Source organism: Actinomyces sp. oral taxon 169, assembly GCF_013394715.1.
Taxonomy (GTDB): domain Bacteria; phylum Actinomycetota; class Actinomycetes; order Actinomycetales; family Actinomycetaceae; genus Actinomyces.
This window is the reverse complement of the sequence record NZ_CP058259.1, coordinates 764,753-790,789: the sequence shown is the minus strand read 5'-3', so window position 1 is coordinate 790,789 and position 26,037 is coordinate 764,753. Positions and strand designations below refer to the sequence as shown.

Annotated in this window: 20 protein-coding genes; 5 read left to right on the top strand and 15 right to left on the bottom strand. The window is 68.6% G+C overall.

Going from position 1 to position 26,037, the window contains the following annotated elements; genetic code table 11:
• Window positions 1-281: 281 nt before the first annotated feature.
• Complete coding sequence (guaA, locus tag HW274_RS03375; RefSeq protein WP_075254195.1) at window positions 282-1,868, bottom strand: glutamine-hydrolyzing GMP synthase; 1,587 nt, start codon at window positions 1,866-1,868, stop codon at window positions 282-284.
• Window positions 1,869-2,317: 449 nt separating this feature from the next.
• Between guaA and HW274_RS03370 the strand changes: the two genes are divergently transcribed.
• Window positions 2,318-2,581 (top strand): hypothetical protein, encoded by a 264-nt coding sequence (locus HW274_RS03370; protein ID WP_075254196.1) that lies wholly within the window; start codon window positions 2,318-2,320, stop codon window positions 2,579-2,581.
• 248 nt (window positions 2,582-2,829) lie between these two features.
• Here the strand turns inward: HW274_RS03370 and HW274_RS03365 are convergent, their stop codons facing one another.
• From HW274_RS03365 to iolC, 12 genes are all read right to left on the bottom strand, one after another.
• Window positions 2,830-3,228 carry a nuclear transport factor 2 family protein gene (locus HW274_RS03365; protein WP_075254197.1) on the bottom strand — a complete coding sequence of 133 codons (399 nt, stop codon included), beginning with the start codon at window positions 3,226-3,228 and terminating at the stop codon, window positions 2,830-2,832.
• A 343-nt stretch (window positions 3,229-3,571) separates the two neighbouring features.
• Window positions 3,572-4,750: a zinc-binding dehydrogenase gene (locus HW274_RS03360; RefSeq protein WP_075254198.1), complete on the bottom strand. Its 1,179-nt coding sequence runs from the start codon at window positions 4,748-4,750 to the stop codon at window positions 3,572-3,574.
• A 156-nt stretch (window positions 4,751-4,906) separates the two neighbouring features.
• Window positions 4,907-6,187 carry an MFS transporter gene (locus HW274_RS03355; RefSeq protein WP_075254199.1) on the bottom strand — a complete coding sequence of 427 codons (1,281 nt, stop codon included), beginning with the start codon at window positions 6,185-6,187 and terminating at the stop codon, window positions 4,907-4,909.
• Between the two features lie 185 nt (window positions 6,188-6,372).
• Window positions 6,373-7,989 carry an MFS transporter gene (locus tag HW274_RS03350; protein ID WP_185989169.1) on the bottom strand — a complete coding sequence of 539 codons (1,617 nt, stop codon included), beginning with the start codon at window positions 7,987-7,989 and terminating at the stop codon, window positions 6,373-6,375.
• A gap of 160 nt (window positions 7,990-8,149) precedes the next feature.
• On the bottom strand, window positions 8,150-9,019 hold the full coding sequence (locus HW274_RS03345; RefSeq protein WP_075254236.1) for a sugar phosphate isomerase/epimerase: 870 nt from the start codon (window positions 9,017-9,019) through the stop codon (window positions 8,150-8,152).
• A gap of 300 nt (window positions 9,020-9,319) precedes the next feature.
• A complete protein-coding gene (locus HW274_RS03340; protein WP_185989168.1) occupies window positions 9,320-10,330 on the bottom strand; it encodes a Gfo/Idh/MocA family protein in 1,011 nt (336 codons plus the stop codon).
• Window positions 10,331-10,390: 60 nt separating this feature from the next.
• Window positions 10,391-11,320 carry a sugar phosphate isomerase/epimerase gene (locus tag HW274_RS03335; RefSeq protein WP_075254202.1) on the bottom strand — a complete coding sequence of 310 codons (930 nt, stop codon included), beginning with the start codon at window positions 11,318-11,320 and terminating at the stop codon, window positions 10,391-10,393.
• A gap of 655 nt (window positions 11,321-11,975) precedes the next feature.
• A complete protein-coding gene (locus HW274_RS03330) occupies window positions 11,976-13,469 on the bottom strand; it encodes a CoA-acylating methylmalonate-semialdehyde dehydrogenase (protein WP_075254203.1) in 1,494 nt (497 codons plus the stop codon).
• Between the two features lie 369 nt (window positions 13,470-13,838).
• Window positions 13,839-15,746, bottom strand: coding sequence for a 3D-(3,5/4)-trihydroxycyclohexane-1,2-dione acylhydrolase (decyclizing) (gene iolD, locus HW274_RS03325; RefSeq protein WP_185989167.1), 1,908 nt, complete (start codon window positions 15,744-15,746; stop codon window positions 13,839-13,841).
• Between the two features lie 52 nt (window positions 15,747-15,798).
• Entirely contained in the window at window positions 15,799-16,713 is a 915-nt protein-coding gene (iolB, locus tag HW274_RS03320) for a 5-deoxy-glucuronate isomerase (RefSeq protein ID WP_185989166.1), read from the bottom strand.
• A gap of 153 nt (window positions 16,714-16,866) precedes the next feature.
• A complete protein-coding gene (locus HW274_RS03315; protein ID WP_075254206.1) occupies window positions 16,867-17,781 on the bottom strand; it encodes a deoxyribose-phosphate aldolase in 915 nt (304 codons plus the stop codon).
• A gap of 10 nt (window positions 17,782-17,791) precedes the next feature.
• Window positions 17,792-18,844, bottom strand: coding sequence for a 5-dehydro-2-deoxygluconokinase (gene iolC, locus HW274_RS03310; RefSeq protein ID WP_185989165.1), 1,053 nt, complete (start codon window positions 18,842-18,844; stop codon window positions 17,792-17,794).
• Between the two features lie 228 nt (window positions 18,845-19,072).
• On the opposite strand from iolC, the gene HW274_RS03305 reads away from it, so the two are divergent.
• From HW274_RS03305 to iolG, 3 genes are all read left to right on the top strand, one after another.
• Window positions 19,073-19,825 carry a GntR family transcriptional regulator gene (locus tag HW274_RS03305; RefSeq protein ID WP_075254208.1) on the top strand — a complete coding sequence of 251 codons (753 nt, stop codon included), beginning with the start codon at window positions 19,073-19,075 and terminating at the stop codon, window positions 19,823-19,825.
• Between the two features lie 153 nt (window positions 19,826-19,978).
• Window positions 19,979-21,055 carry a transaldolase family protein gene (locus HW274_RS03300; protein WP_075254209.1) on the top strand — a complete coding sequence of 359 codons (1,077 nt, stop codon included), beginning with the start codon at window positions 19,979-19,981 and terminating at the stop codon, window positions 21,053-21,055.
• Between the two features lie 190 nt (window positions 21,056-21,245).
• Window positions 21,246-22,235 (top strand): inositol 2-dehydrogenase, encoded by a 990-nt coding sequence (gene iolG, locus HW274_RS03295; RefSeq protein WP_075254210.1) that lies wholly within the window; start codon window positions 21,246-21,248, stop codon window positions 22,233-22,235.
• Window positions 22,236-22,352: 117 nt separating this feature from the next.
• On the opposite strand, the gene HW274_RS03290 is transcribed toward iolG, so the two are convergent.
• Both HW274_RS03290 and HW274_RS03285 read right to left on the bottom strand, forming a co-directional pair.
• Window positions 22,353-23,315 carry an aldose 1-epimerase family protein gene (locus tag HW274_RS03290; protein WP_075254211.1) on the bottom strand — a complete coding sequence of 321 codons (963 nt, stop codon included), beginning with the start codon at window positions 23,313-23,315 and terminating at the stop codon, window positions 22,353-22,355.
• A 79-nt stretch (window positions 23,316-23,394) separates the two neighbouring features.
• On the bottom strand, window positions 23,395-24,474 hold the full coding sequence (locus HW274_RS03285) for a LacI family DNA-binding transcriptional regulator (protein WP_075254237.1): 1,080 nt from the start codon (window positions 24,472-24,474) through the stop codon (window positions 23,395-23,397).
• 279 nt (window positions 24,475-24,753) lie between these two features.
• Between HW274_RS03285 and HW274_RS03280 the strand changes: the two genes are divergently transcribed.
• Window positions 24,754-25,950, top strand: a complete 1,197-nt coding sequence (locus tag HW274_RS03280; RefSeq protein WP_075254212.1) for a Gfo/Idh/MocA family protein — start codon at window positions 24,754-24,756, stop codon at window positions 25,948-25,950.
• Window positions 25,951-26,037 lie beyond the last annotated feature (87 nt).

The window sequence follows — 26,037 nt, the reverse complement described above, 5'->3', positions numbered from 1 at the left end:
TGCCTCACAGGATCGGGAACGTCCTTCCTGCACAAGGACTGACTTTTCCTCCAGACCACTGCGGGGAAATCCTAGCGATCTGGAGGAGAAGGACGTCCTCGGCGAGAATCGCAGTCCTCGATCCGCAGATCCGGCCCACCACCCCATCCAGTAGTCAACCCCGCCCCCACCCGGGCCAGTAGGCACGTCGGATCGCGCTCACCACGAGCACAACAAGGCCCCGCCGGCGCATCGCACCGGCGGAGCCCAGCAGGCGGCGGGCTATCGTTCCGACTCTCCCGTCACTCCCACTCGATGGTGCCCGGGGGCTTGCTCGTGCAGTCGAGCACTACCCGGTTGACCTCCGGCACGGAGTTGGTGATCCGGTTGGAGATGCGTGCCAGGACGTCGTAGGGCAGGCGGGTCCAGTCCGCGGTCATGGCGTCCTCACTGCTGACCGGCCGCAGAACGATGGGGTGGCCGTAGGTGCGCCCGTCACCCTGCACCCCTACGGAGCGCACGTCGGCCAGCAGCACCACCGGGCACTGCCAGATCTCCTCGTCGAGCCCGGCGGCGGTGAGCTCCTCGCGGGCGATGGCGTCAGCGGCCCGCAGCACACGCAGATTCTCGGCCGTCACCTCGCCGATGACACGGATGCCCAGCCCTGGCCCGGGGAAGGGCTGACGGGCGACGATCTTCTCCGGCACACCCAGCTCGCGGCCGATGGCGCGCACCTCGTCCTTGAACAGCTCGCGCAACGGCTCGATGAGCTCGAAGTCGAGGTCCTCAGGCAGGCCGCCCACGTTGTGGTGGCTCTTGATGTTGGCGGCGCCCTCTCCCCCGCCGGACTCGACGACGTCGGGATACAGAGTCCCCTGGACCAGGAAGCGGATCTCGCCGCCCTCAGCCCCGACAGCCTCAATGACCCGACGCTGGGCAGCCTCGAAGGAGCGGATGAACTCCCGGCCGATGATCTTGCGCTTGGCCTCCGGCTCGGTGACGCCGGCCAGGGCGTTCAGGAAGCGCTCGGTCTCGTCGACCGTGATGACGCGGATGCCCATGCCCTCGGCGTAGTCGTGCTCGACCTGCTCGCGCTCGCCGGCGCGCAGCAGGCCGTGGTCGACGAAGATGCAGGTGAGCTGGTCGCCGATGGCGCGGTGGACGAGGGCAGCGGCCACGGAGGAGTCCACTCCCCCGCTCAGGCCGCAGATGACGTGGGCGTCGCCCACCTGCTCGCGGATGCGGGCCACCTGCTCGTCAATGATGTTGTCCGGCGTCCAGGTGGCCGACAGTCCCGCCTCCTTGTGCAGGAAGTTGACCAGGGCGGCCTGTCCGTGCTCGGAGTGGAGGACCTCGGGGTGCCACTGCAGTCCGTAGAGGCGGCGGCCCGGGTTCTCGAAGGCGGCCACCGGCGTCTGGGAGGTGGAGGCGGTGACGGTGAAGCCCTCGGGGGCGGCCTGGACCGCGTCACCGTGACTCATCCACACCACCTGGTCATCCGGGGTGCCGTCGAACAGGCAGGAGCCCTCCTCCACACGGGCGGGGGTGTGCCCGTACTCGCGGGTGCCGGTGCGCCCGACCGTTCCGCCCAGGGCCTGGGCCATGGCCTGGAATCCGTAGCAGATGCCCAGGACCGGCACTCCGGCGTCGAAGAGGGCCGGATCAACGGAGGGGGCGCCGTCGGCGTAGACCGAGGAGGGGCCGCCGGAGAGGATGATGGCCGACGGCTGCTTGTCCAGCATGGCAGCGGCATCCATGGAGTGGGGCACGATCTCGGAGTAGACACCGGCCTCGCGCACGCGGCGGGCGATGAGCTGGGCGTACTGGGCGCCGAAGTCCACCACGAGGACGGGGCCGACGGCGCTGGAAGAAGTCTGGCTGGTCGTCACCGGAACAGAATAGCCGGGGCGGCAACCGGCCGCCTTCCGCCCTGCCGGCCGACGACGCCGCCACCTCTCAGCGTTGCCCACCACCACAGGATGACTAGACCAGTGGTTGACGTCGCACTCCTGCCGCACAGGTCACGTCTCCGTATCAAAACCACCGAGACGCCAGTCCCCTCAATGTTCTTCTGAGACCAGGATTCCCCTCAATGACGCCACGATCGGGCACGCACCTCCGAGGGTGAGCCACCCCTCTCCTTGTGACCCCTGTGATCGACGAACCACCGACGCAACGCACGTCACGATCCTTTGTCTAGACAATCGGATGGAGCGTTCCTAGAGTTCTACGTGACGGAGAAACCTCCGTCCGGCCCACGGGCTGCACACAGTCGTGCAGGGACGCACGACTCATGGTCAGGCGGACCTGCTCGATACACACCGAGAGGAACACTCACATGACCGCCACCATTACCGAGCGCCCCACCCAGACCGCCGAGACCACCGCCACCGCCACCCAGGCGACCACCGACACGCAGACCGACGCCAACCGCCTCACCTTCGCCGTCGCCATGATTGCCGTCATGTTCGCCGTCATGGTCATGGCCGTTGTCGGCGCCGTCACCGGCATCCCGACCCTCATGTTCGCCTCCTCCGTCCTGGCCGCGATCACCATGGGCGTGGGCATCTACACCGGCGTCAACCTCCTCGAGGCCCGCTGAGCGTAGACGACTCCAACGGGCTCACTGGAGCTCCACCGGATCCGGACCACGCATCACAAGCAACGCAGGACCCGGACCCAGCCCGACAAGGGCGCAGAACAACGAGGCTGCGCGGCCAAGGAAGCCCGCGCAGCCATGGCAACCCGAGGGGCACCGCACAGGCGGCGTCCCTCTTCTCATACTCAAACCAGTACCAGGAGCGGAACGCAGAGCGGCGCCGAACCAATGCACCGGCACTCACGCAGGAGTCAGAACATGCCGTTGTCGTTGGCGGAAGTCTCCGGGATCACCTGGAGCACGTCCCAGTGCTCGACGATCCGGCCGCGCTCATCAAGGCGGAAGATGTCGATGCCCGCGTAGTCATCCGACCCCGGCCACCGCTGGTGGCAGTGCAGGATGACGTAGTCCCCCTCGGCGAATGCGCGCACGAACTCCACGCTCTTGCCAGGGTAGTCGCGAGCCATCCGCTCGAAGTACTCGACGAAGGCCTCCTTGCCGTCGGCCACATGAGTGTTGTGCTGCCGGTACTCCTCGCCGGCGTAGCGCTCCAGCGCCTGCCTCGGCCGACACTGATTGAACATCAGGTCGTAGAAGGCCTTGACGTTCTCCTTGTTGCGCTCCAAAGTGCGCTCCAGCTCAGTGGACATGCGGGGCTCCTCCTTCGCTCCTTGCGATGGTCACACTAGTCGGTCAGCGGCCCTCTACGGCCTGTGGCACACCACCGCGACACCCGAGATGTCCACATCGGACACAAAGGCGGGATCCAGGTTCACACCACCGATAAGAAACCGCATGATTCCGCGGTTTCATAAGCAACCTGATCGAGTCACAGACTCCTTTGTCTCCGATGTGGACACCGAGCGCCCGCCACCTCGGTCTCGGATCGAGCATCGCGCCTCTCACTCAGACCGGCAGGGCCCGAGCAGGAGGCGCGAGGACGAGAGAGCGAGCGCGGTCATGCCCCGGCGACCGGGGCTCGACCGCCTGGGATCACAGCGACATGTCGACGACGGCGCGCCCCTGAATCTCGCGGTTGCGCAGCGCGGTGTAGCCGGCACCGGCCTCCTCCAGCGGTAGGCGGCGCGAGACGACATCGCGGTAGTTGATGACACCCTTGTCAGCCAGGTCGACGACAGCCGGCAGGTCCTGGCGGGTGCGCGCCCCGTAGGAGCCGAGAATCGACTGCGAGCGGCGCACGGTGCGGTTGATCTCCACCCCGGCAGTCTGCACGCCGGCCCCCAGGCCGATCGGCACCATACGGCCACCGTCGGCCAGCACGTCCAGAGCGGTGGCCCAGGTAGCGGGGATGCCCAGGGCCTCGAAGGAAACGTCGACGCCCTTGCCGCCAGTGAGCCGGAAGACCTCCTCGCGGGCGTCCTGGGTGACGGAGTTGACCACGGCCGTGGCCCCGTAGTCGAGCATGGGGGCCAGCTTCTCGTCATCAACGTCGATGGCGATGACCTGGCTGGCACCGAAGGCCCGGGCGATCTGGACGATGTTGGTGCCCACGCCGCCGGTGGCGACCACGGCGACGGTCTCCCCGTAGCGCAGGTCGGCACCGCGGCGCACGGCCCCGTAACCGGTCATGGCCGCGCAGCCCAGGATGGCCGCCGGCACCATGTCGATGGTGTCCGGCACGGGGGCCACCGCGGTGGAGGGAACGACCGCGTACTCGGCCAGGCCGCCCATGGAGTACATGGCCACCGGCTCGCCGTCGGGGGTCGCCAGGCGGGTGGTGCCGTCGTAGAGGACGCCCTTGAGGCGGTTGAGGTCGAAGAAGGGGCCGCACAGCTCGTCGCGCCCCGAGGCGCAGGCGTCGCACTGACCACAGGGCATGAGGAAACCGCCGGCCACCTTCTGCCCGATCGTCAGGCCAGTGTGCTCGTTGCCGGGGCCGAGCTCCACGATGGTGCCGGAGACCTCGTGGCCGAGCACCGCCGGCAGCGGGAAGGCGATGGCGCCGCCGATGACGTGGAGGTCGGAGTGGCACAGCCCGCAGGCGGCCACCTTGATGAGGACCTCGCCGGCCTTGGGTCGGGGCGTGCGCAGGGTCTCGATCTGCAGGCCGGCCTCATGGTCCCGCAGGACCGCGGCCTTCATGGTTTCAGGAATGGTCTCGGGGATGGACGCGGTCGTCTCTGAGGCCTGGACTGCCTCGTTGCTCGTCATGCTCAGGTGCCTCTCTGTCAGGTGTCGACGACGTCGGGCCGCCGAGTGGCTCCTTGTGGCCACACCTCCACCATACGACATTTGTCCTTACAAATCATAGGCTTGAAGTCGGATGCTCAGGGCGCGATCCTCAAAGATGCCCCGCGCACCAATCCCCTAGATCTTCAGCTCGCGCGGCAGGCGCAGGAGCACGACGGCGACACTGAGTACCGACAGCGCGAAGGCCGCCCAGAACAGGGCGTGGGTTCCGAGGTAACTCACGATGAGCAGTGAGGCCAGGAGGACTCCGGCACGCGCCAGGACTCCCCCGGTCGCCGAGGCGCGCCGCTGCGCCTCAACCAGCCAGGGCGGGATCCGCGGGTCGATCGCCCCCTGGCAGGCGGGCAGGACCAGGACGGACTGGCTGGCGACCAGGATCGTCAGGGAGATGGTGATCGTCCAGGCGCCGCCCACGCCCCCCAGGGTCATGCCGGTCACCAGGAAGGTGGACCCCAGGACGGCGACGACCGTTCCCAGCACCACCCGCAGGAAGCGCAACCGCCCGACCCGGGTCACCAGCGCCAGAGCGAGGAGCGCCAGTCCCATCCAGGTCGCGGCGCTTGCAGCAATCGCTAAGGATGCGAGGCCGAGCTCGGTGGCGATCAGCGGAGCCAGGACCAGGGCCGCCGCCCCCAGGGGCGCTTCCTGGGCGATGATGAGGACGGCGCCGGTGAGCACGGCGGCACGCACCTCGGGCACTCGCAGCTCAGCGGGAGACATGGCCTGCTGCTCGGCCATCATCTCCGCGTCCAGCCGGGTCCAGTCGATGGCCACGGAGGCCTCCAGGGTCCCGTGCAGGCGGCGCAGCGCCTCGAAGGCCTCGACGTCGCGCCCCTGCCGCACCAGCCAGACCGGGCTCTCGGGCAGGAGCAGGGCGCAGGCCAGGTACGCCAGCGCAGCGAGGGCGACCATCGCCCAGACGATGAGGAGCCGCGGGGGACTACACCAGGCCGCCAGGACCACGACGCCGGCCGCGGCCGGGCCAAGAGCCATGGCCTGCGGCATGAGCCGCTTGTGGCCGCGCAGGGAGAGCTCGTGGCACACCAGTGGCGCCACAACGAGCACCCCACCCACGGCAAGGCCCACCAGGCCGGCCCCGATCAGGCCGACGACGCCACCGAGCCCGGCTGCGACCCCGGCGCCCAGCACTGCCAGAGCCCCCATGAGCAGGCCCATTCTCCGTCGCCCCAGGTACCGGGCGAGGGGGCGGCCGGTGAAGGTTCCCAGCACCATCGCCGCAGCGACGATACCGAGTAGGGGCAGAGCGGCGCCGCGCGCGCCGGCGACCTCGATAGCCAGCGCCCCTTCCAAGGCGCCGAGGAACAGACCTGCCGCCCATGCGTACAGGCGGAGGCGGAGCGGAGCAGGTGGCGCGCTGCGCGGCGGATGCGGGTTCATGGACCAGTCACCGTGTACGTCATAGGCGGCAGATATGTGATGAGCTCAGTTGGGAGGAGTGCTGTCTGAACAAGGAGAGGTCGGGAGGGGAACTGCGGCAGTTTCTCAGAGCCTGACGGTTGCTTCAATCCGACCGTCTCAGCCCAGCTCCACTAGCCACTGCCGCAGTCCCTCTCCCCTTGGCCTCAGCTGAACTCCTTCTCGAAGCGCACCTCGAGCTCCTCCAAGGAGTGGTACTTCGTCTCGGGCACGAACTTCATGTAGAAGATGAGTGACAGGACGTTGAGCAGGCAGAAGATGAGGTAGGTCCCCGCCCCTCCGAGCTTCTCCATCATGACGGGGAAGACCGCGGCGACGATCGCGTTGCCGATCCACAGAGTGCCCACAGCCAGCCCCATCGCCGTACCGCGCACCTTGGCGGGGTAGATCTCAGCGATGAGGACCCAGGTGACTGTCCCGGACTGCTTGGCGAACACGAACAACGAGACGATGAGCAGCACCAGGTAGGGGGCAAAGGCGGGGGCTCCCGCGATGTTGCCGTCGGCGTCCTGGTAGGGCTGGATGAGGAAGTAGAAGACCGCTGCCAACAGCCCGAGGGAGACCACGATGCTGGCCTCCTGGTAGATGCCGACGTGGCGGCGGGCGAACTTGGTGACCAGCCACAGGCCGATGGCGGAGCCCACGAAGGAGACGAATCCGGAGACGACGTTGAGGGAGATCGCGTCACTCATGGGCAGGCCGGCCGCGGAGAGCACCTTGGGCGTGTAGTACATGGCTGTGTTGATGCCGGTGACCTGGTCGGCCAGACCCAGGATGATGCCGATGAAGAGCAGGTGACGGGTCCACTTGACGCCCATGATCTGCGCCAGCCCCCACTTCTCCTGGTTGGCCTCCTTGCGCTGGATCTCCAGCATCTCGTCGACCTCTTCGGCGATGGAGCCGTCCTTGGACTCGTCGCGCACCCGCTTGAGGGAGCCGATGGCCTCGGCGATGCGCAGGTTGGCGACGTACCAGCGCGAGGACTCCGGCATGAGGCGGATGCCGAACCACAGGGCCACGGCGGGCAGGGTGGCCAGGACGAGCATGTAGCGCCAGGTCATGCCGTTGCCGGACTCGACCACGACGTTACTGAAGTGCTGCACGGTCTCCCAGGCGACCTTGTCGCCGACCTTGGCGACGACCTCACCGGACTTGTTGACGACGTCGTTGGCCAGGGTGACCTCAGGGCCGCCGTGCATGCGGGCCAGGACGGCGTTCATGGAGAAGGCGAGGAACTGGCCGAAGACGATCATCATCTGGTCCACGGCCACCAGGGTGCCGCGAATGCGCTTGGGGGCCGTCTCACCGAGGAAGACGGGAACGATCGCCGAGGCACCACCGACGGCGAAGCCCAGCACGATCCGGAAGAAGTAGAGGACCCAGATGTTGGGCGAGATCGTGCAGCCCAGCGCCCCAATGAAGAAGACGACGGCCAGGAGCATGATGTTGTGCCGGCGCCCGTACTTGTCGGAGAGCTTGCCTCCGACCGAGGCGCCGAGCGCGGCGCCGATGCAGAGCAGGCCGCCGATCCAGCCCTCCTCCCAGGAGGTGATCTGCAGGCCGTCGGCGCCGTGCGGCAGGTACATGTAGGGCAGGGCACCGGAGATGACACCGGTGTCGTACCCGAAGAGCAGCGAGCCGAGGGTGGCGACCAGGGCGATGAGTCCGAGCGAGCGCTTCGGCCCTGAGGCGGGGGTATGGTCGACCAGCTCCCGGATCTTCTCCGGCGTGTAGTGCACCGCAGAACTGGGTGTTGTGGACATGAAGGAACTCCTTGGGTCGTCCGCCATCATTGGCGGAGGCGAAAGAGAGCGCTGCTGGGTGGACCGGATGGCCCGGTCCGCCGGTGACCGCCCCGCAGCGCAGGAGCGGGATCCGGCAGCATGGGCGGCCCTCACCACCAGCGGCGAGGGCCGACGAGGGTCAGCCGAGCTCCTCGCGGAGCCGGGCCAGCACTCGGCGGTTGATGTCATCGGCGCGCTCGTGCCAGCCGAAGACGCATACGGAGAGCACGCCGTCGAAGCTGATGTCGCGCAGCGTGGAGAAGACGGCGTCCCAGTCGACCTCGCCGTTGCCGACCTCGTTGTGCTGGTGGACGGTGACGTCGGCGCCGGGCGGGTTGACGATGTAGCGGTTACCGTCGTTGGCTCGGTGGTTGAAGCCGTCGGCGATGTGGACCTCGCGCAGCTTGCCGGCCTCGTGGGCGGTGCGGATCATGCGCTCGACGTCGCCGGCGCCGTCGGAGAGGTGGAAGGCGTGGGGGCAGCAGAACTCGTAGCCGATCCAGTCCTTGTTGACCGCGCGCACGAGATTCAGGGCGGGGTCGTGCAGCTCGACGAAGTCGTAGGGGTGGGCCTCCATGTTGAGGCGGATGCCGTAGCGCTCGAAGTCGGGGATGAGCTCCTCGATGGAGCGGAACCACTGCTCCTCACTGCGGCGGGCCTGGTTGCGGTCTCCGGAGAACTCGGAGGTGATCTCCCGGACGTCGATCTGGTCGGCGAGCTCGAGCAGGCGGCGCCAGTTGGACACCTGGGCGCGCCGCTCCTCCTCGTCGGGCGAGGACCAGTTGAAGACCGGGTTGAGGGTGCGCACCTTGACGCCCGTCTCCTTCTGGGCCTTGTTGAGCTCGGCGACGAAGGCGTCGTCTGCGGCGGGGCGGTGGTGCCAGAAGTGGAAGTCCGCGTTGGGTGAGAGCTCGACGTGCTCGAAGCCCAGCTCGGCGGCCTTGTAGAGCGTGCGCACCGTGGACATGGTGCGGTAGTACATGTTCGGGTCAAGGGCGATGTCTACCAAGGAGGTCTCCTCTCGGGTGCCGACATCCATGTCGACACCCCCATAATGTCATGACAATAGCGTCTGGGGAAGTGGTCGGGGCGGGTATTTTCAGATCCCTCGACGGCGAGACAGAAGATCCCTGTCTCGCCACCGAAAAGTCCTCGTCCCGGGAGGCGGGGCTCAGGCCTCCCGGGACGAATACGGCGGATGTGACCCGTCACCGTCCCACCGAGGGTGACCCCGGTGCGCTCGCGAACACGCAGCAATCGCGAACGCTCCGGAAGGCGGCCGCATCGGCGAGGACGATGACGGGAGGCTTCAGGCGTAGAAGGCGGGCTTGTCGATGAGCGTGACGTCGACCAACGGGGAGGACTCGTCCTCCAGCGAGGCGACCGCCGCGTCGACCACAGAGGTGGCCACATAGCCGTCCCAGGACGTCGAGCCGGTGTGCTCGTCGCGGGCGACGGCGTGGATCCACTCCTGCACCTCGCGGTTGAAGGCGTCCTCGAAGCGGTCGATGTGCGACTGGCACATGGCGTTGCGGTTGCCGTGGATGTCGCGGATGTGGATCCGCTCCTGGTCTCCCAGCCTCACCGCGGCGGTCTCCAGCACGAGCTCGCACTCGATGGAGTAGGCGTACTGCAGATTGACGTTGACCTCGTCGTCGATGCGCACGCCGGACTCGGTGTACATGACGACGACGACCGGGTCGATGAGGTGGTCGAAGCGATGAGTGGTGGACCTGGGGCGCTCGACACGCACCTTGACGATCTCCTCGCCCAGGAGCCAGCGCATCGTGTCGATCTCGTGGATCGCCGTGTCGTCGATGGCCATGCGCGAGGTGTAGGACTCCGGCACGGCGGGGTTGCGGTGGCGGTTGTCGACCAGGAGGGCCTGGCCGTTGTCGCTGTCGTCGAGGATCTTCTTCATCTCGTTGTAGGCGGCGTCGAAGCGGCGCATGAAGCCCACGGTGACGAGCTTCTTGCCGGCCTTCTGCTCGGCCTCCATGATGGCGATGCAGTCCTCGGCGGTGGTGGCCAGGGGCTTCTCGCACAGGACGTACTTGCCGGCCTCGATGGCCTTGATGACGTCGGGGGCGTGGACCTTGCCGAAGGTGGCGATGAGGACGGCGTCGACGTCCGGGTCGTTGATGAGCTCGTCGGCGCTGTCGTAGGCCTTGGCGCCGTAGGGCTGCGCGGCCGAGACCGCGGCCTCGTGGTTGATGTCGGCCACGGCGACGATCTCGCCGCCGGACAGGACGCCCGCGATGCGGGCCAGGTGGGCGCGGCCCATGCCGCCAGCGCCGATGAGTCCGATGCGTACAGTCATGCGTGTCTCCTCGTTGAGGTGGTGTCAGTGGTAGGTCGGCTGTGTGATGCGGCAGGGGCCTCAGGCCAGTCCCAGGCCGCACTCGGCCAGGTATGTGCGCATGTTGATGGCGTTCTGCTTGGGGAAGGTGGGCTCGCAGGGGTAGCAGTCCTGCTCGCAGATCGCGTAGATCGGCTTGTCCAGGGCGGCCAGGGCGTCGACGAACTCGTGCATCTCGGGCAGGCCGGCGGGCGGGCAGACCGAGGCGCCCTTGGTGACGGCCTCACCGAAGGGCCAGTCCTTCTCGTGGGCCTCGCGGGTGATGTCCTCGTCGAAGGCCTTGATGTGGACGTAGGTGATGCGCTCGGGGTACTTCCGGCACAGCTCGACCGGGTCACCACCGCCGTAGACGACGTGCCCGGAGTCCAGACACAGGTTGACGTAGGTGGGGTCGGTGGCGTCGAAGATACGGGCGATCTCCTCGGGGGTCTCGATGTGGGAGTCGCCGTGGGGGTGGAGGACCATCTTGAGGCCGTACTCGTCCAGGAGCATCTGCCCCAGGGCGTTGGCGTGCTCGACGTAGAGCTTCCAGGCGTCGTCGGACAGGACGCGGTCGTCGGTCCACTCCCAGGTCTTGTCATCGCGGTAGAGCGGGGGCAGGTGGACGATGTACTCGGCGCCGACGGCGGCATGGGTCTCGGCGATGGCGCGGAAGGTCTTGAGCGTGGTCTCCCAGGCCTCCTGCTTGTGCAGGACGCCCCAGCCGGTGCCGGCCACCACCCTCATGCCGAACTCGTCGCACCACTTCTGGAGCTCCTTGGGGTCGGTCGGGAAGTAGCCGAAGGGGCCGGTCTCAATGACCTCGAAGCCGGCCTCGGCCATCTCCTCCCAGGCCTGACGGGGGTCCATCTGCTTGGGGTCCTCCGGGAACCAGACGCCCCACTGGTCGGGGCAGACACCGATGGTGAGCTTGGAGTACTTGGGATCGTTGGTGTTGACGGCTTTGGACATCATTGTCTCCTTCGTGGGGCGAAATCCGAATCGTTTCGGACGCAACATCCACTCTACGCTCCCACCGGCCAAGAATCTAGGACTTTGTACGAACAAAGAGGTCAGATCTTTAATGTTCCTCCACTCGCCCATGCCACCGAGTCCTCCCCCGTTCCGCGAGAAGGCACCCTCAGCCCCGAGCCCCGACCCCAGCCCTGGCTCTGCGCCACGAGTCGGCCGCTCGCCAGCGGGGACATCCTGCGCGTGGGGGTACACTATCTCGCGGCCGGGGACATCCTGCGCGTAGGGGTGCACTATCTCGCGGCCGGGGACATCCTGCGCGTAGGGGGACAGGAATCCTGTCCCCGACGGCGTCGAAGGTCCCCGGTCGGAGACACCCGCACCCGGCCGCGCGGAATGTCCCCGGCTGGCGCACCGAGCGTGCTTCGTCTGGGGCGGTGTCGGCGATCTGGTCGCGCTGCGCCACCGGGTCCTGACGCTTTTCTCTCCTGCGGACGCGCGTCTGTGGAGCCCTGTGGCCGACCTACGAAGTAGGGGTCGCCCTCCCATCCCGACAAAGGCGCGGACGCACCATAGGGCTCGCGGACTCATCCTGAAGGATCGGTCCTCAAGGTCTATGGTGCGTCCGCGTTGCTGGGTTGCGGAGCAGCCGGGCCTACTCCTCGCGCTGGAAGGACATGGTCGCGGCGTAGGTCTTCTCCGAGGGCCAGCGGGTGGTCACGGCCTTGGCACGGGTGTAGAACCGCACGCCCTCGGGGCCGTGGATGTGGGTGTCGCCCAGGAGCGACTCCTTCCAGCCGCCGAAGGAGTAGTAGGCCACCGGCGTCGGGATCGGCACGTTGATGCCCACCATGCCTGCCTCGACGTCGAGCTCGAAGCGGCGGGCCACGCCGCCGTCGTTGGTGAAGATGGCCGCGCCGTTGCCGAAGGGCGAGGAGTTGACCTGCTTGATGGCCTCCTCGTAGGTGTCGGCGTGGACGATCGCGAGCACCGGCCCGAAGACCTCCTCGGTGTAGAGCGAGGACTCCAGGGGGACGTTGTCGACGATGGTCGGGCCGAGGAAGTGGCCCTTCTCGTGTCCGGGGATGACCAGGGGGCGGCCGTCGAGGACGACCTCGGCGCCCTTGGCCTCGGCGTCGTCGATGAGTCCGGTGATGAACTCCTTGGACTTGGCGTCGATGACCGGGCCCATCTCGACGCCCTCGTCCATGCCGTAGCCGACCTTGATCTTCTCGGCGTGGGCCTTGACGCGGCGGGCCAGGTCCGGGCCGCAGCCGCCCACGGCCACGACGACGGGCAGGGCCATGCAGCGCTCGCCGGCCGCGCCGAAGGCAGCGGCGGAGATGTGCTGGGCGGCGAAGTCCAGGTCGGAGTCGGGCATGACGATGGCGTGGTTGTTCGCCCCGCCCAGGGCCTGGACGCGCTTGCCGTGGGTGACGCCGGTGTTCTGGACGATGTGGGCCACCGGGGTGGAGCCCACGAAGGAGATCGCATCGATGCCGGGGTGCTCGAGGACCTTGGAGACCATGGTGCGGTTGCCGGAGACGACGTTGAAGACGCCGTCGGGCAGACCGGCCTCCTTGTAGAGCTCGGCCGTCAGCAGGGCCGCAGACGGCGTGGCCGAGGCCGGTTTGAGGATGAAGGCGTTACCGGTGGCGATGGCGATGGGATGCATCCACATGGGCACCATGGCCGGGAAGTTGAAGGGGCAGATGCCGGCGACGACGCCGACCGGCTGACGCAGGGTGTGGATGTCCACGCCGGTGGAGATGCCCGAGGAGAACTCGCCCTTGAGCGCCACGTTGATGGCGGTGGCGAAGTCGAGGGTCTCGCGCCCGCGCTGGATCTCGCCAATGGCGTCGGAGTAGTTCTTGCCGTGCTCGGCCACGATCATCTTGGCCATCTCGTCCTGGTGGTCCAGGACCAGCTGGCGCATGCGGAACATGATCTCCGTGCGCTTGGCCAGTGAGACCTTCGCCCACTCCTTCTGGGCACGGCAGGCCACCTCGACAGTGTGATCGAGGTCGGCGTCGGAGGCCTGGAGCAGCTCGGCCTCGACCTCACCGGTTCCCGGGTTCTCGACGGCGAAGCGCCCGATCGGGTTTCCCTCGTAGTACTGTCCGTCAACCCAGTGCGCAATGGTTCTCATCGTTATCGACTCCTGATTGTCGGTTTCGCGGACCCACCCCGCCTATGGGGTGGGTAGGGCCGGACTCAGACCAAGGTCTCACTGGCGGACCGGCCGGGCGCCCAGCGCCTTGCATGTGCCCCCAGCCTAACGTCCCAGACGGCGAATGGCGCCATTTTGTCAGAACATAATCGGGGCGTTGACCACATCGTGATCTTGGCGTCCCCTCCGCGGCGCCACCGGCACAGCGACCGGCGACGCCCTCACCGGACGGGGGCACGCGCACGGCGGGGGCCCACGGCACCATCAGCCGTGGACCCCCACCGTCGCGGCCGGCGCAGAAGCGCGCCGTCATCCGCGTCCTACCTGCGATCCCTTCAGGTAGAGGCCTTACAGGTAGTGACGCTGAGGCTTGCGGTCACGCAGGTACTCCTCGTAGGCGCGCTGCGTGGACTCCAGCTCGGAGACCCCCGACACCGGCACGTCCCACCAGCTCGAGCCGGGCGGGTTGGGACCGTAGAGGTCGGTCTCGATGTGGATCATCGTGGGACGGTCGGAGGCCTCGGCCTTGCGGTAGGCCTCCTTGAACTCCGCGATGGTGTGGACCTCGAGGACGTCCAGGCCCCAGGATCGGGCGTTGGCGGCGATGTCGACGCCGTCGATGATCTGCTCGTCGGCCAGGTGGCTGCCCTCGCCGCGGCGGCGGTACTTGGTGCCGAAGCGCTGGGAGCCGCGGGACTCCGACAGAGCGCCGATGGAGCAGAAGCCGTAGTTCTGCAGCAGGACGTAGATGACCTTGATGTTCTCCTGGACCACGGTGGCCAGCTCCATGGGGAGCATCTGGTAGGTGCCGTCGCCCACGATGGCGACCACCTCGGCCTCGGGGCGGGCGAGCTTGACGCCCATGGCGGCGGGCACCTCGTAGCCCATGCAGGAGAAGGCGTACTCCACGTGGTACTGCAGCGGGCTGCGGGCCTGCCACAGGGCCTGGAGGTCGCCGGGCATGGAGCCGGCGGCGTTGATGACCACGTCCTCCTCCCCCATGAGCTCGTTGAGGGCGCCGAAGACCTCGGTCTGGGCGGGCAGGGGCCCGTGGTCCAGGTGGTAGCAGCGCTCGGTGGCCTTGAGCCAGGCCTCCTTCTCCGCGGTGATCTCCTCGGAGTAGGCCGCCTCGACGCGGTAGTCCGCGAGCGCCTCTGTCAGGGCCGCCAGGGCCTCACGGGCGTCGGCCACCACCATCTCGGCGCTCTCCTTGGCGGCGTCGAAGGGGGTGACGTTGATGTTCACGAACTTCACGTCGGGGTTCTTGAACTGGGTCTTGGAGGCCGTGGTGAAGTCGGAGTACCGGGTACCCACGCCGATGATGAGGTCGGCCTTGTCGGCGATGTGGTTGCCGGAGTCGCATCCGGTGGAGCCCACGCCGCCCACGGCGCTGGGGTGGTCGAAGTTGATGGCGCCCTTGCCGGCCTGGGTGTCGCCCACCGGGATGCCGGTGGCGGTGGCCAGGGCGCGCAGCTCCTCGCTGGCTCCGGCGTAGATGGTGCCGCCGCCGGCGATGATGAGGGGGCGCTTGGCGGCCTTGATGAGGGCGACGGCGCGCTCCAGGGCGGCGGGCTCGGGTACCGGGCGGCGCACGTGCCACACGCGCTTGCGGAACAGCTCCACGGGCCAGTCGAAGACCTCGGCCTGGACGTCCTGGGGCATGGCGATGGTGACCGCGCCGGTCTCGGCGGGGTCGGTGAGCACGCGCATGGCGTTGAGCAGTGAGGGGATGAGCTGCTCGGGCCGGTTGATGCGGTCGAAGAAGCGCGAGACGGGGCGGAAGGCGTCATTGACGCTGACATCCAGGCTGGTGGGGTCCTCCAGCTGCTGGAGCACGGGGTCGGGGACGCGGGTGGCGAACTGGTCGGAGGGGAAGAGCAGCACCGGCAGGCGGTTGGTGGTGGCCAGGGCGGCCCCGGTGACCATGTTGAGGGAGCCCGGGCCGATGGAGGCCGTGCACATGTAGGTCTGGAGGCGGTTGGTGGTCTTGGCGAAGGCTGCTGCCGCGTGCACCTGCCCCTGCTCGTTGCGGGGCATGATGTAGGGCATCTCCTGCTCGCCGTCGGCGCGGGCGATCTCGTTCTGCAGGAGGGCCTGGCCGATGCCGGCCACGTTGCCGTGACCGAAGATGCCGAAGGCCCCGGCGATGAGGCGCTGTTCGACGCCGTCGCGCTCGGAGTACTGGTTGGACAGGAAACGGATGGTGGCCTGGGCGACCGTCAGGCGGATCGTGCCGGCGTAGGCTTCGTTGCTCATCGTGGTTCTTCTCTGCTCTTCTCAGGTGGTGGGGCGGTCGAAAGGCGGATCGCTAGTCGTTCATGGGGGTCATGGGCAGGCGCGGGTCGACCTCCTGGCCCTCCCAGGTCTGACGCACCCAGGTGTGGTGGGGGTCGTCGGTCATGAGCCACACGGAGTCCTCGGCGGGGCCGGCCATGACGTTGAGGTAGTAGAGGTCGTAGCCGGGGGCGGCCACGGAGGGGCCGTGGTAGCCGTAGGGCATGACGACGACGTCGCCGCCGCGCACCTCGGTGCACACGTCGATGTCGTGGCCGGGCGAGGGGTAGATGCGCTGAAGCGCGAAGCCCTCTGCGTCGCCCTCTCCGGCGCGGACCTGGTAGTAGTAGATCTCCTCCAGGACCCGCTCGACCTCGGTGTGCTCGTCGTGCTTGTGGGGCGGGTAGGAAGACCAGTTGCCTCCGGGGGTCAGGACCTCGCAGGCCAGCAGGTGGGAGGTCTCGACGTCGTTGCCCAGGGCGTAGTTGTTGACCTGGCGCGAGGAGGGGCCGGCCCCCCGCAGGCCGGTGCCGACCTCGGAGCGTGGGCAGTAGCGCAGCGGCTTGTCGGTGGTGGCCTTGGAGCCGGGCAGGGCGATGCGGGCGCCGTCGGCGCTGGTGAGGGTCACCTCGGTGTGGCGGGGGACGTAGACGTAGTCGGTGATGTCGGTGAAGACCGACTCGCGGCCGGCCACCTCGAGGCGCTCACCGCCGGCCTGGACGGTGCAGCCTCCCGACAGGGGCAGGACGAGGTACTCGTGCTCGCCGGCGGACACGGTCAGGGGCTTCCCAGGGGCGAGCGCCACCACGCGCAGGGAGGACCACTCCCAGCCGGCCCGCTCCGGGGTGAGGTCCAGCTCGTAGCTGTCGTGGGCGAGCCCGCCGGCGCGGATGACGTAGCGGGACTGGTCCGACGTCTCGGACTGGGCGGTGCGGTCGGTGTGGCCCATGGTGGTGCTCCTTCAGCTCCTGGGGGTACTCGTGGGGATTGTCTCGTATGGGGTGGCCCGGCCGGGGCCGATTGACGGTGTTTGCAGCGGTTGCGGCGGTTGCGGTACGTACGTGCCGTGGCGGTGGGTCCGTTGGCGGGACGTATCAGGTGCTCATAGCAGGGCGACGGCGGCGTCGACGGCGGCCTCGACGTCGTCATTGCCCGGGTAGAGCAGGGAGCGGCCCACGACCAGTCCCCTGACGTTGGGCAGCTCCAGGGCCGCCGCCCAGGAGGCGCGGGTGGCCTCGGGGTCGGTGGAGACCTCGCCGCCCAGGATGAGGCTGGGCAGGGAGGTGGAGGCCATGACGCGCCGCATCGAGTCTGGATCGCTGACGCAGGGCAGCTTGAGCCAGGTGTGCGCCGAGCTGCGCCCCAGCGCCTGGGCGATGCAGATCGAGCGGATGACGGCCTCCTCGCTGAGGTCGTTGACGATCCGGCCGTCCTCCCACCGCGAGATGAAGGGCTCGATCATGGCGTTCAGGCCGCGCTCGGACAGGGAGTCGATGGCCTTGGCGCTGGCCTCGAGGGTCGCGGCGCTGGCGGGGTCGGCGCCGTTGATGCGGGTAAGCATCTTGCCGCCGTCGAGGTGGGAGGCCTCGATGCCGTCGGCGTCGTAGGCGCCGAAGCGGTCGTCCATCTCGAAGGAGGCCCCCTGGAGGCCGATCCGGTTCATCGAGCCCCACACGAGCTTGCCGTCCAGGGCACCCAGGAGGGTCAGGTCCTCAATGATCTCGGCGGTTCCCAGGAACCCGTTGACGCCGGGTCGGGACAGGGCCGTCATGCAGCGCCGCAGGAGGTCCTCACGGTCGGCCATCGCCAGGGGCCGCTCGCCGGCTCCCAGGGCCCCGCGGGCCGGGTGGTCGCAGGCGATGACCATGAGGCGCCCGGCCCCGGCCAGGTCGGCACGGGGGCGCTGGGCCAGGGCCCGGCCGATGCGGCCGGGGTCGGTGGCCCGGATCTCGGTAACGGCGTCGGTCAGCGGCCGCGGCCCCGAGGCGGAGGCGGCAGGCGCGGGTGATGCGTTCATCGGGGACTCCTCACAGGTCCGTCAGCCCCGGGGCGACCTCGTCGCGGCGGGCGCGCATGAGCTCGAGCAGCTCGGGCTCGGTGGGCATGGCGGTGGAGCACTCCAGGCGCGAGGAGACGATCGCTCCTGCGGTGGAGGCGGCGAAGATGGTCTTCTCCAGGGACCAGCCCGAGAGCAGCCCGTGGCAGATGGCCCCTCCGAAGGCGTCGCCGGCTCCCAGGCCGTTCTTCGTCTCCACCGAGGTCACGGGCATCTCCACCCGCTCGGTGCGGGTCTTGGCCAGTGTCCCCTCCAGGCCCTGCTTGACGATGGCCAGCTCGACGCCGGCCTCCAGGAGGGCGTCGGCCGCCCGCTCGGGGTCGCGCTCGCCGACGGCGACCTCGCACTCCTCCCGGTTGCCGATGGCGACGGTGACCTTGGGAAGGATCCGGGAGACCTCCCGGTGGGCCGTCTCCTTGTCCTTCCAGAACATGGGTCGGTAGTCGAGGTCGGCGATCGTGAAGCGCCGCCGGTCGCGCGTGCCCAGGGCAGCATGGTGGGCCGAGCGCGAGGGCTCCTTGCTCAGGCCGGTCACCGAGATCCAGAAGATCGAGGCGTCGCGAATGGCCTCCAGTGGCAGGTCCTCCCAGGTCAGCTCCAGGTCGGGGGCCGAGGGCTCGCGGTAGAAGTAGAGGGGGAAGTCATCCGGTGGGAAGATCTCGCAGAAGGTGACCGGGGTGTTGTAGGCGGCCTTGGTGACGACGTGGCGGTCGTCGACCCCCAGACGGCGCATCTCGGTGCGCACGAAGCGCCCGAAGGGGTCGTTTCCCACGCCGGTGACGACGGCGGAGCGGTGCCCGTAGCGGGCGGCGGCCACCGCCACGTTGGTGGGGCTCCCGCCCAGGAACTTGCCGAAGCTCTCCACGTCCTCCAGCCCGACGCCGACCTGGAGGGGGTAGATGTCGATGCCGCAGCGCCCAATGGTGAGCACGTCGAGCCGGTCGGGGCCTCCGGCACCTGCGGGCGAGCTCTCGGGCGCGACCGCCTCGGTCACCTGGGTCGTTGCCGTCGTTGCTGTCGTCACGGTGATCGCGTCTCCACATCCTTGGGGCCTGCAGACCTGCGGAACGGAGGGCTGCGTCGGGCGTCACTGCGAAGCCTGCCCCACTGGACCGTTCCAGGTCAAGCATTTGTCAGAACATTTGGAGGCCCATCGCCCCGAACTGCGGCCGCAGGATGACGACAGTGCGTGACATCAGCACACAGCATCCGTATGCTCGAGGCATTATCACGTCTGACACAGGCTCATCTCATGCCCGATTCAACATCCCCTTTCGCCCTCGACATCACGATCGACCGCGAGTCCAAGACGCCGCTGCACACACAAATTTCTGAGCCCTTGGCCGCGCTCATCCTTGACGGCACACTGCCGGCCGGCAGCCGCCTGGAGGACGAGCTCTCGATGGCCAAGCGACTGAAGGTCTCCCGCCCCACGGCACGTCAGGCCCTTCAGCACCTGGTGGACCGCGGCCTGGTCAAGCGTCGTCGGGGCGTGGGCACGATCGTCTCCCCCATGCACGTCCACCGCCCCATGCAGCTGACGAGCCTGCTGTCAGACCTGTCCGCTGCCGGCCACACGACCTCCACGAGCGTGCTGGACTACGTCGAGCACGAGGCCGACGCCGAGGCCGCCGAGCACCTCGAGGTCGAGGAGGGCACCGCCGTCGTGACCTGCACCCGCATCCGCTGCGCCGACGGCGAGCCGATCGCGGTGCTGTCCAATCTCATGCCGGCGGCCATCGCCCCCACCCGCGAGGAGCTGGAGGCCGGAGGCCTCTACGACCTGCTGCGCGCCCAGGACGTCACCCCCACCACGGCCAAGCAGATCATCGGGGCCCGCAACGCCACCGCCCGCGAGGCCGACCTCCTCCACGAGCGACGCCGCGCCGCCCTCATGACCGCCACCCGCATCACCTACGACCAGTCGGGCCGCATCATCGAGTACGGGCAGCACATCTATCGGGCCTCGCGCTACACCTTCGAGACCTCGCTGTTCTCCAGCTAGCTCTCACCCCGACACAGGAGTCACCACCACTCCCAGGAATCTTTGTCCTGACATTTTATTGACAGATACCGTCGAGCACACTTCAATAGGGGCTACCGGACCGCGGCTGCAAGGACGCCTGCGCGGATGAACCCGAAAGAGAGCACAGAACCGATGAGCATCGACTACACCCCCGGACCCCTTCTCGACGCCGCCCGCAACACGCCCACCGCCCTGTGGAACGACTCGGCCGACCCCGACGAGCTGCGCCAGTCCATCTCCTTCGGTGGCGTCGGCGCCACCTGCAACCCCACCATCGCCTACACCTGCATCAACCAGCGCAAGGAGGTGTGGCTCCCCCGCATCGCCGAGCTGGCCGAGGAGATGCCCGAGGCCACCGAGTCCGAGATCGGCTGGCAAGTCGTGCGCGAGATGAGCATCGAGGCCGCCACGCTGCTCGAGCCCATCTTCGAGGAGCACAAGGGCCGCAACGGCCGCCTGTCGATGCAGACCGACCCGCGCCTGGCCCGCAGCGCCAAGGCCCTGGCCGACCAGGCCGAGGAGTTCTCCAACCTGGCCAAGAACATCATCGTCAAGATCCCCGCCACCTCCGTGGGCGTCAAGGCCATTGAGGACGCCACCTACCGGGGCGTGTCGGTCAACGTCACCGTCTCCTTCTCCGTGCCCCAGGCCGTGGCCACCGGTGAGGCCATCGAGCGCGGCCTCAAGCGCCGCGAGGCCGAGGGCAAGGACGTCTCCACCATGGGTCCGGTCGTCACCCTCATGGGTGGCCGCCTGGACGACTGGCTCAAGATCGTGGCCAAGCGGGACAAGCTCTTCATCGACCCCGGTCACCTGGAGTGGGGCGGCGTGGCCGCCCTCAAGCGCGCCTACCAGGAGTTCCAGGCCCGTGGCCTGCGCGCCCGCGTGCTGTCGGCCGCCTTCCGCAACGTGCTGCAGTGGTCCGAGCTGGTCGGCGGCGACCTGGTCGTCTCCCCGCCCTTCGCCTGGCAGAAGCTCATCAACGACTCCGACTACAAGGTCGTCGAGCGCATCAACGAGCCGGTGGCCCCCGAGATCATGGAGACGCTCCTGTCGATCCCCGAGTTCGTGCGCGCCTACGAGCCCGACGGCATGACGCCTGAGGAGTTCGACACCTTCGGCGCGACCCGCCGCACCCTGCGCGGCTTCCTCCAGGCCGACGCCGACCTGGACGCCCTGGTGCGCGACGTCATCATGCCCCAGCCCTGATCGGCTCCAGCCGGGATCGTCCGGGTCCCGGTGGGGGCCCGGACGACCACAGCGGCACCCGCCGCACCGGGCGGGTCCACGGCATGTTCGGACACGTCCGCACGTTCCGCGCCGTCGATGCGCCCACCCCACCACGTTCCGCAGTTCAGCCACCAACCCACGCACCCACTCACACGCAGAAGGAGCAAGGATGCTCTCCATCGCCGTCATCGGCGCCGGCCGCATCGGCCACGTCCACACCAAGACCATCGCCGCCCACCCCCAGGCCGAGCTCGCCCTGGTCTGCGACCCCTTCGAGGACGCGGCCGAGAAGCTCGCCGCCACCTACGGGGCCCGGTCCTGCAAGGACGCCGAGGAGGTCTTCGCCGACCCCGAGATCGACGCCGTCATCGTCGGCTCCCCCACGCCGCTGCACATCCCCCACCTGCTGGCCGCCGCCAAGGCGGGCAAGGCGGTGCTGTGCGAGAAGCCGATCGCCCTGGACATGAAGGACGTCGAGGCCGCCCAGGCCGAGCTCGATGCCGTCACGGTCCCCGTCATGTTCGGCTTCAACCGCCGCTTCGACCCCAGCTTCGCCGCCGCGCGCGCCGCGGTCGAGGCCGGCAGGATCGGCGACATCGAGCAGCTGACCATCATCAGCCGCGACCCGGCCGCCCCGCCGGCGGAGTACATCAAGGTCTCCGGCGGCATCTTCCGCGACATGACCATCCACGACTTCGACACCGCCCGCTTCTTCCTGGGTGAGATCGAGGAGGTCTATGCCGCCGGCCAGAACCTCGACCCGACCCTGAAGGACACCGGCGACTTCGACGCCGCCGTCGTCACCCTCAAGGCAGCCTCGGGCGCCGTGGCCACGATCATCAACAACCGCCACTGCTCCTCCGGCTACGACCAGCGACTCGAGGCCTCGGGCCGCGAGGGCGCCCTGTTCGCCGAGAACATCCGCGCCACCACGGTGCGCCTGTCCAACGGCGAGGTCACCGACGCCCAGGAGCCCTACCTTGACTTCTTCCTGGAGCGCTACGCCGATGCCTACCGCATCGAGCTGAGCGCCTTCATCGAGGCCGTCGAGGCCGGCACCACGCCTCCCACCGGCATCGAGGACGCCATCGCCGCCCTGCGCCTGGCCGAGGCCGCCACGGAGTCGGCTCACTCCGGGCAGCCGGTGCGTCTGAGCTGAGCACCGCCCCCTCTGACGCGCGGTGGGCGTCGTCGAGCATTCCGTCTCGACGACGCCCACCGCGCGTTCTCAGCGCCTGCGGGGCCGTTGCGGGCTCAGCCAAAGCCGCGTGCGCGCTCAGTCCTCCTCGTGGAGGCGGTAAGTGAAGGAGTGGGTCTGCCCCACCTTCAGGGAGATGAGGTCCTCCCCGCTGTTGAAGGCGTTGGGCGGGCAGGTCATGGGCTCGATGGCCACGCCGGGCCGGGAGAGCTCGTCGGCGGTGTAGGCCTGCACCCAGGGGACGTCCGAGCTCATGACGACGGCGCGGTTCCCCTGCCCGCCGCGCAGGCTCACCTCCCAGGTACCCTCGGGCAGGGCGGTGTAGGCGTTGTCCGTCTGGGTGGCCCCGACGAGCCGGCCGCCCCGCCAGTCCCAGTCGGTGCCCTCCACGCCACGCCGGTGCGTGGGGGCCATGTGCTCATCAACGTCGAGGACCTCGGCAGCCGGGATCGTCAGGACGCAGTCGTCCAGGGGCACCGAGCGCGTCAGGTAGGGGTGGCAGGACACGCCGTAGGGAGCGGGGGCGGGCTCACCTTCGACCTCCGGCGCGCCGGGGACCGGCGGAGAGGGACGGGCCGCACCGACGTTGGTGGCGGTCACGGTCACGCTCAGTCCGCGCTCGGCGTCGAGCTCGAAGCAGGCACTGGCCTCCAGGCTCCAGGGGTAGCCGTAGGAGGCCAGCAGGCTCAGCTCCAGGACGACGCGGCTGCGGGGGGCGCCGTCATCGGGGCCGGAGGGGTCGTCGTCGGCGACCTGCCAGTCCATCCAGCCGGCCAGGCCGTGGAGGGCAGAGCCACTGGCCGGCTCGTTGCAGCCCACGAGGAACTCGGTGCCCGCGTAGTCGTAGCGGGACCCGGCGATGCGGTTGGCCCACGGCAACAGGGTCTTGCCCTGCCAGCCGGCGGGCAGTGTGGCCTCGGCGTCGAAGGGCATGATGAGGTCGCGCCCCTGGCGGCGCAGGTGGACGAGCATGGCACCCGATGAGGCGATACGCGCCTCGTAGTCGCCGGCGACCAGGTCGATGAGTTCTCCGTTAATCATGGTTCCTGTCCCAGTGTGCGGGGCGTGCGCCCCTCGGTGGTGGCTTCCTCGGTGAGGTTTACCGTAGCCGCGTGCCGCATCAGGCACAGGCCTCGTCCCGACGCTCGCACGGCAGGGCCGTCGTGTCGCGGACAACAAGCTCGGGGACCACCCGGTAGAGGCGGCCGCCCAGAGGCCGGTCCTCACCGGCCACTTCCGCCGGGATCCGGCCGTCCTGGCCCGGGTGCATCCGGGCCAGCAGCGCCCGTACCGCCACCTCGGCGATGAGGCGGGCGTCCTGGCGCACCGTGGTCAGGGAGAAGGCCGAGGCCGCTGTGACCGGGATGCCGTCGTAGCCGGTGACGGCCAGGTCCTGCGGCACCCGCACGCCTTGACGACGCAGCTCCATGAGAGCCCCGACGGCGCAGTGGTCGTTGAAGCACAGGAGCGCCTCGGGCAGCTCGCCGGCCTCGATGAGGTGGTGGACCGCCCTGGCGCCGCTGTCCTCATCGCCTCCCCCGGGCACCACCCGTGCGCCTCGCCCCAGGCCCCGGCTCTCCACGGCCTGACCGAATCTCTGGATACGTCGCCCCGCGGCGGTCTCCTGCCCGCCGTCCACGTGGGTGATGCAGCGCCTCCCGGTGTCGACCAGGTGATCGACGAGCATCTGGATGCCGACGTCGTCGCGGGAGTGGACCTCGTCAACATCCTCCAGCTCGGCACTGGTGCCGATGAGGACCGTCGGGGTCCGGTCCACGATGCCGGCCAGGGCGTCCACGGAGAGGTCGGGGTCGACCAGGATGAGGCCCTCGCAACGCTGGAGCAGCAGCGAGCGCAGCCCGTCGGCCACATCGCGGTGCGGGGTGGAGGTGGCCAGCACCAGCGCGTGCTCCAGGGCGGAGGCCGCCTGGAAGAGCCCGTCCACGATGAGCCCCTGGTAGGCCTGCCCGATGGCGAAGCTGGCGCCGATGAGCCCGGTGTGGCTGCGGCGCAGGAACTGGGCGCGCGGGTCGGCCTGGTAGCCGAGCTCGGCGGCGATGCTCAGGATCTCGCCACGGGTCTTCTCGGCGACGCCGTCGGAGCCGTTGAGAGCCGCCGAGACGGTGGAGATGGAACGGCCGGCGCGCTCGGCGACGGTCCTGATCGTGACCCGCCCGCCTCGTCCTCGAGGTCCTTCCACGGCAGACGTCTCCCCTTCCACGCCGTTGTGCCTCACGGACCGGCACGATCCGCGGGATCCGGGGTCCATCCTTGGACACCGGTTGAGCACATCCTATCCGACAACATCGGTGAGCACGAGGCCCTGCTCAGAGAGGTCATCAGACCTCATACTTCCCTCTTGTCAGGACAAAGTTGCTCTGATATCTTCCTGTGACGTCATTAACGACGGGTGTCTCCTGGGACTTCCGGACACACCTCACACACGCAGCAGCCGACAACGTTGTCGGAAAGGACCCTCATGGCCAACAAGTCAACACTGGGCATCGGAGTCATCTCCCTAGGCTGGATGGGACGGCTTCACTCCCGCAGCTACCGCGCCATCGCCGAGCGCTTCCCCGAGCTGGGGGTGACCCCACGGCTGGTCGCCGCCGCGGACCCCGTGGACGAGGTGCGCCAGGAGGCGGTGGACAACCTGGGCTTCGAGCGCGCCTACGCCGACTACCGCGATCTGCTGGCAGATCCTGAGGTGAAGGCCGTCTCCATCTGCGCCCCCAACTTCCTCCACCACGAGATGGCCCTGGCGGCCGTCGAGGCCGGCAAGCCCTTCTGGATCGAGAAGCCCATGGGGGTCAGTGCCGAGCAGTCCCGGCAGATCGCCCAGGCCGCCGAGAAGGCGGGGCTGATGACCGCCGTCGGCTTCAACTACCGCCACACCCCGGCCATCGAGTACCTGCGCTCCCTGGTGCGCGGCGGCGAGCTGGGCCGGATCACGAATGTGCGCGTGTGGTTCATCGCCGACTACAACTCCTCCCCCATGGGCCCCCTGACCTGGCGGGCCTCGAAGGAGAAGGCCGGGGCCGGCGTCGTGCCCGACCTCATGAGCCACGGGGCGGACCTGGCCCAGTACATCGTGGGTCGCATCGCCTCGGTCACCGCGATCACCGACACCTTCATCACCGAGCGCCCCATCCCCACCAAGATGGGCATCGGCCACTCCGGCTTCGAGATCGGCGACGAGGTGGGCCCGGTGGAGAACGAGGACTACGTCTCCATGCTGGTGCGCTTCGAGAACGGCACCGTGGGCACCATGGAGTCCTCCCGCGTCAGCGTGGGACCACGCGCCGAGTACGTCGTCGAGGTATACGGCACGAAGGGCTCGGCCCGCTGGAACTTCGAGCGCCTCAACGAGCTGGAGATCTGCCCCGTGCTCGACGGCGGGGCCTCCCACGGCTACACCCGCGCCATGGCCGGACCCCAGTGGGGTCAGTGGCAGCGCTTCCAGCCCGCCATCGGCACCTCCATGGGCTTTGACGACATGAAGGCCATTGAGGCCGCGCAGTTCATCGAGTCCATCCTCACCGGCAAGCAGGTGGCCCCCTCGGCTGCCGACGCCTGGTGCGCCGCGGAGGTCGACGAGGCCGTTGTCGCCTCGGCGGCCGACGGCCAGTGGCACGAGGTCCCCCGTGTCGAGGGACGCACCACCTTCGACGCCTGAGCCGCGCCGATCCGTACCTTTCTCTTCACTCCACCACCCACCCATCACAACAACCCCTGTGGCATCGCCGCCACAGGACTGAGAGGA